The organism is Simplicispira piscis (assembly GCF_054783455.1).
The window spans coordinates 269,283-281,857 of the sequence record NZ_BAAGQN010000015.1 but is presented as its reverse complement, the minus strand read 5'-3'; the positions used below and the strand labels follow the sequence as shown (position 1 = coordinate 281,857).

Here is a 12,575-nt window from a genome sequence, read left to right as displayed (position 1 = left end):
TGTTCAGTGGGCCTTGACTGCCCAAGTCAGGCGGTGCGTGCGCAGCGGGTACAGCAAGGTTGAGGCGGGGGTGATGAGTGCCGATGGCAGCAGCCGTGCGAGGGGTGGAGCAAGCGTCAGCCGCCGTGAATGCAGCTGCGCCTCAGGGAATAAGGTTTGCAACTCTGACAGAGGCAGTTTGCGTACATCGGGGTTGTGCGGATTATTGACGACAAAGTCGTACACCAGCACACCGCCGCCAGGCGCGACCCAGCGCCACATGGTGCGCGCCAAGGTCTGGCGGAAATCCGGATCGAGCAGCGAACTGAACACGGTAAAAGCCAGCACGGCTTGCTGACTTGTGTCTGCAAGGGGCGTGGTGCAGGCGTCGCCTTGCACAATGCGCACAGGCGCTGCAAGCAGGGCGCGCGCAGCCGTGGCGCGCTCGGGCAGCAGTTCGATTCCGCACAACTGCTCGGGTGTGGCGCCCATGCGCAGCAGGTCAAGCAGGTTGCCCCCGCTGCCACAACCTACCTCTAGCAGGGATCGGCCTTCCAGACTGGGCCAACCGTGACTGCGCCAAAGGCCAACCATCGCGCGCAGTCGTTCCTGCTGTGCTTGCAATGCGGCTGCGTTGGCGTAAAGGCTGTAGCGCAGTGCGTTTGCATCGCCGTCTCGGCGTGCGTAGCGGGTCTGAACCGCTTGGGTTTCGGGGCGATTCATCGCGTCATCTTGGCAAACTGGGACGAGGGTGCCCGTGCACGAACGACATCCATCAAGCCCTGCCAAGTGCCCCACCCGTAGCCGACATGAAAGGCCGCAATCACGGCAGGCAGCCGCCACAGCATGCTCCACCGCCCCGTCGGCTGAGTAGCTGCCAGGCTGGCCAGCACGAGGTACAGGCCATAGAGCGTCAGCAGGCCTGCGATGGGCAGTGTTGTCCAAGGCGTCATCAGCGTGCAGGCAACCAGTGCTGCCACGAAAAAGGCTGGAACGAGCTGTCGCATAGAGTCGGGCTGACCATGTTTACGTACCACGAAGGGCCGCCAGTATCCGTACTGCTGCTGTTGTGCGAACAAGTGGCCGAGGGAGTTGCGGGGGTGATAGACGGAGTGGATCAGGCCGCTTTGCCAGATGCGACCGCCCGCACGGCGCAGGCGCAGGTTGTGTTCGTCGTCCTGGTTGCGCACCAGGTTTTCGTCGAACAGCCCAAAGCGATCGAATGCGGCGCGCGGCCAGCATCCCAGGTACACGGTGTCCACTTCGCCTTCGTGCTGGCGGTCGCGGGAGTGCGCACCGCCCACCACCCAGGCGCACTGGAATGCCGCAGCGATCGCCTCGCCCATCGGGCCTGTGCCTTGTGCGACCCAGGGGCCACCCACGTTGTCGGCACGGGTGCGTTGCAGGGTTTCAATGCACCGGGCCAGATAATCCGGGGCGAATTGCGTGTGGATGTCAAGCCGTGCGATCACCTCGCCCTGCGCGCGCGCGATGCAGGCGTTGAGCCCAGTGGACACAATGCGCCCCGGGTTTTCTACCAGCTGCAACCGATCGTCTTGGGCGCAGCGCTGGTACAGGTGCTCGCGGGTGCCGTCGTCGCTTTCGCCGTCCGCCACCAGCACTTCCATGCGCCAGTCTGTGGGTAGTTGCTGGCTTAGCACAGAGTCGCAGAAGGCGTTGATATAGGCTGCTTCGTTGCGGCAAGGGGCGATGACACTGAGCAGGTGTGTTGTGGCGCTGCGGTTTTTTGGGGTGTGGCTCATGGCTTCTTCAACAGTTGCCGGTAGAGGTTGTCCATCTGGTCCATCTGTTGCGTGCGGTCTCCCTCATGCTCGATACGCTCAGAATTGTGTGTACCGACCTGTTGCATGCGCTCTTCGCTGCAGCCCAGTGATTCCAGAGTGTCTGCCAGGGCTTGCGCGTCACGTGGGGGCACCAGCAGGTCGGAACCTATCCATTGTCGGTTAGCATCAAGCTTGCTGGCCACTACAGCCAGGCCACAAGCCATGCTTTCCAGCATGGCGACGGAGGTGGCGTCGCTGGTGGGCACAGTCACGGAAATTTTGCATTGCGCCAGCACAGCAGCCATACCTGCATCGTCAAGCCGACCGTGGAACACGATGTCCCCATCCAGCCCCTGCGCTTTTGCTTGGGCGCGCAGCGCAGCTTCCATGGAGCCGCCGCCCAGCAGGTGCAAACGCAGCAGCACGCCGGGAAGGCGTTGGCGCAACAGTCCGAAAGCAACGATCAATGTGTCGATGTTGTAGTTGGTTTCCCAGGCGCGCAGGCTGACCAGTTGCAGCCCACTCTTGTTCTGCCAGGGCTTGGGTGAAAAGCGCGTCCGGTCCACCCCCCAGTGGATGGTGTGGATGGGTGCGCGTGGGCGGTAGCCGCGTGCGGCTTTGACCAGACTGGCTGAGTCGCCGGTGATGAGGTCTGCCTGGCACAGTATCCAGCCGGTAAGCCAGCGCATCCAGGGACTGGACTGCGGCGTGACCAGCAAGTCGCTGCCCCAGGCTGTCAGAACGAGCGGGTGGCGCCGGCAGCGCGCAGCCAGGTAGCCATAGGATGTGACGTAGTGCGCGTGCACGATGTCGGGCGCCAGATCACGGACATGGCGTTGTGCGGCACCTGCGCGCATCAACCAGTCGGGGGTGCGCCGCACCGGTGGCAGGATGCGTTGCTCCACGCCTGCAATGGGTTCGGGCCTTGCGGTAATCAGTGAGACGCGCCAACCACGGGCCAGCATTTCGCGCGCCCAGCGTTGGGTATGGGGGCTATTGGCATCGCCCAGCAGGCACAGATGTGGAGCCGGAGCCATTTCAATCAGGGGCCTTGGTAGTGGGCTGGGGTAGTTCGCCTGCCCAGGCACGGTAGTGCTCGGCCAGCTCCGGGTATTGTTCCAGCAGGCGGGCGTCGGCGTGGCGCACGTCGCCCACTGCACGGGCGGGCGACCCCGTCACGATGGCGAAGTCCGCTACCGAGCCTCGCACCCGGGAATGGGCGCAAACCACCACACCCTTACCGATGCAGCTGCCTGCCTCGATGGTGCTGTGCGGGCCGATGAAACTGTAGGCACCGATCTCAACTGGCGCACGAACGTAGCCGGGTATCTTGCCCTTGTAGTTTGCGTACGTACGACCGAGTAACCGCAGGCTGCGGTGTGAGCTATGCGTGACGATGCTCACGAAGTTGGTGATTTGCACGCCCTCGCCGATGCGCAGTCCTGCCGCGGCGTCCAGAAAGTTAAACTGCCCGATGAATACATGGTCGCCCAACTCCAGCCCGGCTTCGCCTTCGATGCAGGTACTCGGTGCGATGCGGGTGTGGGGCAGGCTGCGGCCTAAGGGGTCCTTTTCGCCAAACACCATGCGATACAGCATCTGCCGCCACAGCCAGCGGCGCCAGCGGTTAAGTAAAGCTCTCATGGGGGATATTTCTCCAGTGCGCTAGGGCCCAGAAATAATAGGCGAAATACCCCAGCATCGAGGCTGATACGCCCCATGCCGCACCCTCCAGACCACCCCAGTACAAGCCGAGCCCGAGGCCGGCAAAAAACACCAACTGCCCTACCAACGCCAACCGCAAAGCCCAGGCTTGTGCGCGCCAGGCCAGCGTGACGACCGACAAGGGCGAGGCAATGAAATGCAGTGCTATGTACAGGCTCAGTCCACGGGCCAGTGTGCCAGCATCGCCCCATTGGTCGCCAAAGAGCGTGGTGAAAAGGGCAGGACCCCACAGCAGTAGCAATGCCGCCAAGGGAATGGCAAGGGCGGCCAGTGTTAGCATGCTGCGCCGTACCAGTGTGCGGGCTTGTGATGCGCTGTGGGTTTGCAGCAGCAAGGGATAAAGCGCTTGTGACAGCGCGCCGCCGAGCAAGGTGGCTGGGGCCTTAAGGTAGCGCAGCGAAAGTGCCCAGAAGCCGGCGGCCGCATCCCCCGCCCAGGCCGTGATGAGGAGCAATGTCAAGGTGTCCTGCAGGGCTCCGACAAAAGCATGTGGGGTGTTGTAGATCGGAAAATCGCGGTGCCGTGCCGCCATGGCCTTCAGTCGAGCCAGAGGTTGATGCCAAAGCCGTTCCCAGCCACCCTGGGGAGCCGGCCGGGCCAACAAACCAGAGGCACACAGTCCCGCTAAGACAGGGCCCAGCAGCAGTCCTGCGGCGCCCATGTGGATCAGGCCCAGAAGGGCCTGAAGCATTGCGCCTCCTCCTTGCTGCACCAATCGAGCCAGAGATAACAAGCCAAAGCGTTGCGCGCGGGTGGCCCACAGTGTCAACCATTGGGTACAGCCGCCGGCAAACACTGCCAGTGGGAGCAGCCAGGCCAGTGCCAGGCCTTGCCAGCACACCAGCACCAGGGCGACGGCTACCGAGGCGAGCGTTACGGCCAGCAGCAAGCGCGCGCACAAGGCCATGAGCAAGGCGGCGCGGGATGGACTGGATTCGAGGGGTAGGGCAAATTCGTAACGCGCGCATCCCACTACCGACAGGTTGGTAGCCACGGCCCATAGCAGGGCGAACTGGCCGAAATCTTCGGGCGTATAGAGGCGGGTGAGTACTGGCCCCAACAGCAGCGGCAGGGCGTGGGCCAGCACGCTGCCGGTCAGCAGCGTGAGCGTGGCACGCAGGAGGTCCGATTTCATGGGTGTTTCATGGGCCCCGGCAGGTAGCCTGCTACCAATTGGCGCAGCAGTGCCTTGATATTAATGGTGTCATTCTCCAATGCCGCGTGATGCAGGCAATGCAGCATTGACTCCAGTTTTTTCCAAGGGATGTGCTCCTCACGCGCCCGCAGAATGCGCGGGTGCGCCGTGGGTATGGGGTGGTCGCTGATCAGCAATTCTTCATACAGTTTTTCACCGGGGCGCAGGCCGGTGAATTCGATGGCGATGTCGCCGCCGGGGTGTTGCGCGTCGCGCACCGTCAGACCCGACAGCGCCACCATGCGCCGGGCCAGATCGACGATGCGGATGGGCTCGCCCATGTCGAGCAGGAACAGATCACCACCCTCGGCCATGGTGCCGGCCTGCAGTACCAATTGTGCGGCTTCGGGGATTGTCATGAAGTAGCGTGTGACGTCGGGGTGCGTGACCGTGACCGGGCCGCCTGCGGCGATCTGGCGGCGGAACAGGGGGATTACGCTACCGCTCGATCCCAGCACGTTGCCGAAACGCACCATGGAAAAACGGGTCGTGCAGTGCCATGGCGCCGCGGCGGTGGCGTCAAAGGGGGCGTGGCTGGATGCCGCGATGGCCTGCAGGATCATTTCGGCCACACGCTTGCTGGCACCCATGATGTTGGTGGGCCTTACCGCCTTGTCTGTGGATACCAGAACAAAATGCTGCGCTCCATGTTCCAGGGCCATGTGCACCATGTTCAGCGTGCCGAACACGTTGTTCAAAATGCCCTCGCCCGCGTTGGCCTCGACCATGGGGACATGCTTGTAGGCGGCCGCATGGTAGATCGAGCCCGGGCGGTAGGCCCGGCAGATGTCGGCCATGCGGTGCGCGTCGCCCACGCTGGCCAGCAGGGGGAACAGTGTGCAGCTGTGGGCACCTTGTTCGCACAGCGCTTGCAGCTCGTGGTGGATGCGATAGAGCGCAAATTCACTGTGATCGACCAGCAGCAGCCGGGCAGGCCCTTCTTGCACGATCTGGCGGCACAGCTCGCTGCCAATGCTCCCGCCTGCGCCGGTCACCATGACAACCTGTCCCGCAAGGTTGCGACCGAGCAAGCCCGGCATTGGAGCCACGGGCTCCCGGCCCACCAGGTCCTCGATGTCCAGGTCCTGGAAATCGGCCACCGTGACACGCCCGCTGGCCAGATCGGACAAGCCAGGCAGGGTGCGGATGCGCACGGGCAGGTCATGCAGACTTTCGATGATCTCGCGCCTGCGCTGGCGGCTTGAACTAGGAATGGCCAACAGCACATCCGTCACACCCAATTGCTGTACGACTTCAGGCAAGGACTGCGGGGCGTAGACGCGTACACCGTTGATGCTGCTGCCTATTTTGGTAGTGTCGTCATCCACAAATCCTTGCAGCAGATACTGGTGCATGCCGCCCAGGCCCGCCGCCGTTTGTGCGCCTGCACTGCCCGCACCGTAGATCAGCAACCGCTGCGAAGCTGTGCCAGGGCGCCCGGCCAGCCACAGCCAGCCCAGTGCACGGCTGGCGCCCACCAGTAGCAGGAACATCAGCGGCTGAAGGGCTCCCACGCTGCGGGGAACCCCCTCCCACTGGGCGATCAAAAGGATGCTCATCAGCAGCACGCCATACAGCGCCACGGCCCTTCCGGTGGTGATGAGGGCGTGGATGCCGGTATAGCGAAAAATGGCGCGGTACAGCCCCAGGTTGACGAAGATCGGAAAAGCCAACATCGGGCCCAGGGCGTACACCAGCCACTGCATTCCTTCGGGCTGGTGCAGGGTTTCGAGGCGAAGGGAAAAGGCCAGCCACATGGCCAGCAGGCCCATGACGGCGTCCATCGCCACGACGAACAGACGTTTGGCGGCGCGCGGCCATTCCAGAATGTGGTTCAGCAGGGTACGTTGCAGCGGCATCGGTGTGTCACAGCGGGGCAATGCCGGTACGTTCCAGCACGTCGCCCACCAGTTCCAGCCGTACGAACGGGTTGTCGAGTTGCATCAACTGCTGTTTTAGTTCCAGCGGAACGGGCAGCAGTTCACACCAGCGGTTGGCGACCCAGCCGCAGTCGTTTAACTGCGCTGGCGTCGGCATGATGGCGGCCGGGCTCGCCGGGTCACGTTCGCGCAGCGAGGCCAGCACCTGTTCCAGCGCGCGCGCGGTTGCGGCAAGGTGTTCGGGCACGGAGATTGGCCGGTCTGCAGGCAGCATTTCCACATCGGCCACCCAAAGACCATGGGGTAGCAGATGGCTGTGGATGATGCGAAAACGCTGGCCGCCCCGGCATTGCAGCTGGATCAGCCCGGGTTGCGGGCTGTGCAATTGGTCGATGGTGGCCAGGGTGCCCACATCGTGCAGTTGCTCTACTGGGGCCCCCGCGCGGCGCACTTCCTGCCCACTGCGCAGGCTGACAACGCCAAAGGGTGCGCCGGCGTGGTGGCATTTGCGCACCATGTCGAGGTAACGCACTTCAAAAACGCGCAAGGCCAGCACGCCCCCCGGGAACAGCAGGGAGGCAAGCGGAAACAGTGGCAGGCTGGTCAGAGTGAGGGGCTGCGACATGGAAGAGTGCGGGAATCGGTAAGGCTATCATCCCATGCCACAGTGCGACCAAGGATGTATCCGTTCAATGCTCTACCAGATTGTTTCTTTTTTGCTGGATGTCGTGGCTGGGCTGCTGTGTGGTGCCTGTCTGCTGCGCATTTACATGCAGTGGCAGCGCGTGCCTTTTGGCAACCCCGTCGGGCGGCTGGTTTTTGCTTTCAGCGACTGGATGGTGTTGCCGCTGCGCCGCGTGCTGCCTCCGGTCGGGCGCTGGGACTGGGCCAGCCTGCTGGCCGCGCTGCTGGTGGAACTGGCGCAGTACGGCGTGCTGTGGGTGTTACTGGGCGCAGGAGCCGGGTTGCAGTGGCTGCCCTGGCTGGCGTTGTTTGGCGTGGTGCGGGTGGCCATCACGGGGCTGATCGGTCTGATGATTGTCTATGCCGTGCTGTCCTGGGTGCAAACGCGATCGCCTGCTTCAGAGGTGATTGCCCGTTTGTGCGAGCCGCTTCTGCGGCCCCTGCGGCGCATCATTCCGCTGGTCGGCGGGATCGACCTGTCGCCCCTGGTGTTGCTGGTGTTGCTGCAGGTGGCAATAATGGTGCTCGGAAACCTGCAGGCCAGCGTGCTGCGCTGAAAATAGCATAAAAATAGCTGCTAACGCTCATGGGTAAAGCGCAAGCAGCTATTCATAAGATAGCGCATCCTTGTGCTTATGCCACGGCATCGGCCGGCAGGCGCTGCAGCATGGCCAGGCTGTTGGCCACCGTGGTGCGCAGTTCTCGGCGATCGCAGATCAGGTCCACGGCACCTTTTTGCATCAGGAACTCGGCGCGCTGGAAGCCCTCGGGCAGGGTCACGCGCACGGTCGATTCGATCACGCGCGGGCCGGCAAAGCCAATCAGCGCCTTGGGCTCGGCGATCACGATGTCGCCCAGAAAGGCAAAGCCAGCGCTCACGCCGCCCATGGTGGGGTCTGTCAGTACGCTGATGTAGGGCAGGCCCTTCTTGGCCAGGCGCGTGAGGGCCGCATTGGTTTTGGCCATCTGCATCAGCGAGAGCAGGCCTTCCTGCATGCGCGCGCCGCCCGTGGCGGTGAAGCAGATGAAGGGCACCTTTTGCTCGATGGCGGTCTCGACGCCGCGCACAAAGCGCTCGCCAACCACACTGCCCATGGAGCCGCCCATGAAGTCGAACTCGAAGCAGGCGGCCACCACGTTGATGCTCTTGACGGCGCCGCCCATGACGATGAGCGCGTCCGTCTCGCCGGTGTTTTCCAGGGCCTCTTTCAGGCGCTCGGGGTACTTGCGGCTGTCCTTGAACTTGAGGGCGTCGACAGGGATGACTTCCTGGCCGATCTCGTAGCGACCTTCCGGGTCGAGGAAGGTGTCGAGTCGGGCGCGTGCGCCAATGCGGTGGTGGTGGCTGCAATTGGGGCAGACGCACTGGTTTTGCTCCAGGTCGGCCTTGTAGAGCACGGTTTCGCAACTGGGGCATTTGACCCACAGGCCCTCGGGCATCTGGCGGCGCACCGTGGGGTCGGTTTGCTGGATCTTGGAGGGCAGGAGTTTTTCAAGCCAGGACATCTGTATTCCTCTGTATGAATGGGCCCGCCGAGCGCGGCCCGTGAAACTGGCACACCCCAGGCCAGGGACGCCGTGGAACTGGCTTTGCCAGACCACCGGCGTCGTCCCCCTTCCCGCAAGCGCAGCGCAGCGAGAGAAGGAGGAGGCGGCAAAGCCGCTCAGGGGGGTGCCTTCTTATTATGCGTCGAGCGCCTTGCGCACTCCGCGCAAAAAGTCCATTGCCAGCGGTACAACTCGCTCATGGGGCTGGTCGTCCAGCAGCTGGATGATCCGGCTGCCAATGACGACGGCATCGGCCACCTTGCCGATGGCCTGGGCCGTGGCGGCATCGCGGATACCAAAACCCACGCCCACGGGGATGTGCACATGCTGGCGGATGAGTGGCAGCATGGCTTCGACGGCAGCGGTGTCGAGCGCACCCGAACCTGTCACGCCCTTGAGCGAGACGTAGTACACATAGCCGCTGGCGACGCGGGCCACTTCCTGCATGCGCTGCGCAGTCGAAGTTGGGGCAAGCAGGAAGATCAGGTCCATGCCGTGCGCGCGCAGTTTGGCGGCAAAGTCTGCGCATTCCTCGGGGGGGTAATCGACGATGAGCAGGCCATCCACGCCAGCGGCCGCCGCATCGCGCACAAAGGCGTCCGCGCCATGGATCTGGTCATAGCGCTCGACGGGGTTCGCGTAGCCCATCAGCACCACCGGGGTGCTCTTGTTGCGGTTGCGGAACTCTCGCACATGGCCCAGCACCTGGCGCAGGCCTACGCCCAGAGCCAAAGCCTTTTCGCCCGCCTTCTGAATCACCGGGCCATCGGCCATGGGGTCGGAGAAGGGGACGCCGAGTTCAATGATGTCGGCACCGGCCTCGACCATGCCGTGCATCAGCGCAGGTGTGATGTCGGCAAACGGAAAGCCTGCCGTGACGTAGGGAATCAACGCCTTGCGGCCCTTGGCTTGCAGGGCGGCGAAGGTGGTGGCGATGCGGTGGGGGGTGTCGCTCATGCTGCGGGCCCTCCCTTTACGGCATGACCGCGCATCGAGGGGCGATCATAGAAATCTTCGCCCGACAGGTCGGCCACGGTGCCAATGTCCTTGTCGCCCCGGCCCGAGAGGTTGACCAGGATGGACTGGTCGGGACGCATTTCCTTGGCCAGTTTTATGGCGTAGGCGACGGCGTGGCTGGATTCGAGGGCGGGAATGATGCCCTCGGTGCGGCACAGGTAGTGGAAGGCGTCGAGCGCCTCCTTGTCGGTGATACCCACATACTGTGCGCGGCCAATTTCCTGCAACCAAGCGTGTTCGGGTCCAACGCCGGGGTAGTCCAGGCCTGCGCTGATACTGTGCGTTTCGGTGATTTGGCCGTTTTCGTCCTGCAGGATGAAGGTGCGGTTGCCGTGCAGCACGCCGCTGGAGCCGCGCTGCAGGCTGGCCGAATGTTTGCCGCTGTCCAGGCCTTCGCCTGCGGCTTCGACGCCAATCAGGCGCGTCTTCTCGAACGGAATGTAGGGGTGGAAGATGCCCATGGCATTGCTGCCACCGCCTACGCAGGCCACCACGGCGTCGGGTTGCGCTGAGGCGATTTTCTGGTCTGCGAGCATGGGGGGCATTTGTGTCAGGCACTCCTCGCCGATGACGCTCTGGAAGTCGCGCACCATCATCGGGTAGGGGTGCGGTCCTGCCACGGTACCGATGATGTAGAAAGTGTCGTCCACGTTGGCCACCCAGTCGCGCATGGCTTCGTTGAGAGCGTCTTTCAGGGTCTTGCTGCCTGAGTCGACCGGCACCACGGTGGCGCCCAGCAGTTTCATGCGGAACACGTTGGGGCTTTGGCGCTTGACGTCCTCGCTGCCCATGTACACCACGCATTCCAGGCCGTAGCGCGCGCAGATGGTGGCCGTGGCCACGCCGTGCTGGCCCGCGCCAGTCTCGGCGATGATGCGCTTCTTGCCCATGCGGCGCGCCAGCATGGCCTGGCCGATCACGTTGTTGATCTTGTGCGCGCCGGTGTGGTTGAGGTCTTCGCGTTTGAGGTAGATCTGAGCACCGCCCATCTCGCGGCTGGTGCGTGCGGCGTGGTACACGGGCGAAGGACGGCCGACGAAGTGCACCAGTTCGTAGTTGAACTCGGCGATGAATTCCGGGTCGCCTTGGTAGCGGGCGTAAGCGCTTTGCAGTTCGCGCAGCGCGAAGGTCAGCGTCTCGCTGGCGAAGCTGCCGCCATAGGGGCCGAAATGGCCCGAGGAATCAGGTTGGTTGTACTGGTACATGGACATTCTTTGCAAATTGCTCGTCGGCCGCACGCACGGCGGCCACGAAGCGCTGGATCTTGCCGGCGTCCTTGATGCCTTTCACGGGGTTGCCGTCAGGGCCCTCAAGCTCCACGCCGGAGCTGACATCAACCGCCAGCGAAAAGCCTCGCGGGCGCACCTGCAAGATGCCATCGGTCACGTTTGCAGGCGTGAGTCCACCACTTAAAACGAGGTGAGAGGCGACGCTTGGAGGAAGAAGTGACCAATGGAATGCCTTGCCGCCACCGCCATAGCCTTCGACGTGGGCGTCGAGCAGGATGGCCTGGGCGCGGGAGTGAATATGGGCATATTCTACGAGGTCGAAGTCCAGAGCATTGTTCCCCAGGGGAATACGCGCAGCCCGCAGATAAGGGCGGGTGCCTTGGCCGCTGGCTTCCCAGCAGTCCTGGGCTGATTCATCACCATGAAATTGCAGTACAGCGCCCGTAACGCAAGCGCTTGCAGCTATGACATTAATAGTTGTTTCGTTGACGAACAAAAGCACGGGTGTCACAAAGGGCGGCAACCGCGATGCCAGTTGTGCCGCACGCTGGGGTGTCACCGCACGCGGACTGGGGGGGTAGAGGACAAAACCCACCGCATCGACCCCTGCGGCCACGGCGGCGTCCACATCCTGCTCGCGCGTCAGGCCGCACACCTTGATGCGGGTGCGGTGCTGGGAAAGGGGTGATGGCGTGGTGGTGGGCTGCGGACTGCTCATGGGAGCGCATCATACGCAGCCGTGCGTGTGGGCAGTCCCCAGTGCTCGTCGTAAACCGGTCCCAGAAAATACAGACCGTCCGGAGAGAACGTGGGTGCTGCCACCTTGCGTGAACGCGCAGCCAGCACTTGTGCAACCCATTGCGGAGGTTGCGCACCCTGACCCACGGCGACCAAGCAACCCATGATGTTGCGGATCATGTGGTGCAGGAAGGCATTGGCTTCGAATTCAAAGCGCCAGTAGCAGGGGCTCCAGTCCTCTCCCGGCTCCGGGTGGGCGGGGCCCGTGCGGGTAATGTCGATGCGCCGCAGCGTTTTGATGGGTGACAGTGCTTGGCAGGCCGAGGCGCGGAACGAGGTGAAGTCATGCTCACCCAGCAGGTACGCGGCCGCGGCACGCATGGCCTCGCCATCGAGCGGGCGGAACACCCAGCCCACACGCCCGGTTTCGACGCTGGGGCGCACCGGGGACTGGAGCAGTACATAGGCATAGCGCCGCGCTGTGGCGCTGGCACGGGCGTGGAAGGCGTCGGGCACGCACCGCGCCCATTGCACGGCGATGTCGGAGGGGAGAAAAGCGTTGGTACCGCGCACCCAGGACGCGGGCGTGCGATCTACTGGGGCATTGAAGTGCACTACCTGCATGAGGCCATGAACGCCCGAGTCGGTGCGGCCCGCGCACAAGGTGCTGACAGGTACCGTAGCAAAACGGCCCAGGGCGGCTTCAAGCCGGTCCTGGACCGTGTTTCCCGAGAGCTGGCTTTGCCAGCCGAAATAGCCGTGGCCGTTGTAGCTGACGCCCAGCGCGATTCTCATG

General features: G+C 63.5%; 13 protein-coding genes. 1 reads left to right on the top strand and 12 read right to left on the bottom strand.

From position 1 onward, the window contains the following. Positions 1–3: 3 nt before the first annotated feature. Genes ACYVOC_RS11035 through ACYVOC_RS11005 form a run of 7 tightly spaced genes read right to left on the bottom strand, consistent with a single transcriptional unit; the run spans position 4 to position 7,188 of the window. Complete coding sequence (locus tag ACYVOC_RS11035; RefSeq protein ID WP_461161829.1) at positions 4–702, bottom strand: class I SAM-dependent methyltransferase; 699 nt, start codon at positions 700–702, stop codon at positions 4–6. Continuing rightward, positions 699–1,742 (bottom strand): glycosyltransferase family 2 protein, encoded by a 1,044-nt coding sequence (locus tag ACYVOC_RS11030; RefSeq protein WP_461161828.1) that lies wholly within the window; start codon positions 1,740–1,742, stop codon positions 699–701. Before ACYVOC_RS11030 ends, ACYVOC_RS11035 begins: the two co-directional genes overlap by 4 nt. Beyond that, a complete protein-coding gene (locus ACYVOC_RS11025; protein WP_461161827.1) occupies positions 1,739–2,800 on the bottom strand; it encodes a glycosyltransferase in 1,062 nt (353 codons plus the stop codon). Before ACYVOC_RS11025 ends, ACYVOC_RS11030 begins: the two co-directional genes overlap by 4 nt. Position 2,801: 1 nt before the next feature. Then, the gene (locus ACYVOC_RS11020) at positions 2,802–3,407 is read right to left on the bottom strand and encodes an acyltransferase (RefSeq protein ID WP_461161826.1); all 606 of its coding nucleotides are present in this window, start codon (positions 3,405–3,407) and stop codon (positions 2,802–2,804) included. After that, positions 3,391–4,623 carry a lipopolysaccharide biosynthesis protein gene (locus ACYVOC_RS11015; protein ID WP_461161825.1) on the bottom strand — a complete coding sequence of 411 codons (1,233 nt, stop codon included), beginning with the start codon at positions 4,621–4,623 and terminating at the stop codon, positions 3,391–3,393. The genes ACYVOC_RS11020 and ACYVOC_RS11015 overlap by 17 nt, the downstream gene beginning before the upstream one ends. Continuing rightward, positions 4,620–6,542 carry a polysaccharide biosynthesis protein gene (locus ACYVOC_RS11010; protein ID WP_461161824.1) on the bottom strand — a complete coding sequence of 641 codons (1,923 nt, stop codon included), beginning with the start codon at positions 6,540–6,542 and terminating at the stop codon, positions 4,620–4,622. Before ACYVOC_RS11010 ends, ACYVOC_RS11015 begins: the two co-directional genes overlap by 4 nt. A gap of 7 nt (positions 6,543–6,549) precedes the next feature. Continuing rightward, positions 6,550–7,188 (bottom strand): LON peptidase substrate-binding domain-containing protein, encoded by a 639-nt coding sequence (locus ACYVOC_RS11005; protein ID WP_116004432.1) that lies wholly within the window; start codon positions 7,186–7,188, stop codon positions 6,550–6,552. A gap of 67 nt (positions 7,189–7,255) precedes the next feature. Between ACYVOC_RS11005 and ACYVOC_RS11000 the strand changes: the two genes are divergently transcribed. After that, positions 7,256–7,804 carry a YggT family protein gene (locus tag ACYVOC_RS11000; RefSeq protein ID WP_461161823.1) on the top strand — a complete coding sequence of 183 codons (549 nt, stop codon included), beginning with the start codon at positions 7,256–7,258 and terminating at the stop codon, positions 7,802–7,804. 76 nt (positions 7,805–7,880) lie between these two features. On the opposite strand, the gene accD is transcribed toward ACYVOC_RS11000, so the two are convergent. The 5 genes from accD to truA all read right to left on the bottom strand — a co-directional run bounded on the left by accD (position 7,881) and on the right by truA (position 12,574). Continuing rightward, on the bottom strand, positions 7,881–8,753 hold the full coding sequence (gene accD / locus ACYVOC_RS10995; RefSeq protein ID WP_116004430.1) for an acetyl-CoA carboxylase, carboxyltransferase subunit beta: 873 nt from the start codon (positions 8,751–8,753) through the stop codon (positions 7,881–7,883). Positions 8,754–8,930: 177 nt separating this feature from the next. Next, positions 8,931–9,752 carry a tryptophan synthase subunit alpha gene (trpA, locus tag ACYVOC_RS10990; protein ID WP_116004429.1) on the bottom strand — a complete coding sequence of 274 codons (822 nt, stop codon included), beginning with the start codon at positions 9,750–9,752 and terminating at the stop codon, positions 8,931–8,933. Then, on the bottom strand, positions 9,749–11,017 hold the full coding sequence (gene trpB / locus ACYVOC_RS10985; protein WP_461161822.1) for a tryptophan synthase subunit beta: 1,269 nt from the start codon (positions 11,015–11,017) through the stop codon (positions 9,749–9,751). The genes trpA and trpB overlap by 4 nt, the downstream gene beginning before the upstream one ends. Next, the gene (locus tag ACYVOC_RS10980; RefSeq protein ID WP_461161821.1) at positions 10,995–11,759 is read right to left on the bottom strand and encodes a phosphoribosylanthranilate isomerase; all 765 of its coding nucleotides are present in this window, start codon (positions 11,757–11,759) and stop codon (positions 10,995–10,997) included. The genes trpB and ACYVOC_RS10980 overlap by 23 nt, the downstream gene beginning before the upstream one ends. Continuing rightward, a complete protein-coding gene (gene truA, locus ACYVOC_RS10975) occupies positions 11,756–12,574 on the bottom strand; it encodes a tRNA pseudouridine(38-40) synthase TruA (RefSeq protein ID WP_116004426.1) in 819 nt (272 codons plus the stop codon). The genes ACYVOC_RS10980 and truA overlap by 4 nt, the downstream gene beginning before the upstream one ends. Position 12,575 lies beyond the last annotated feature (1 nt).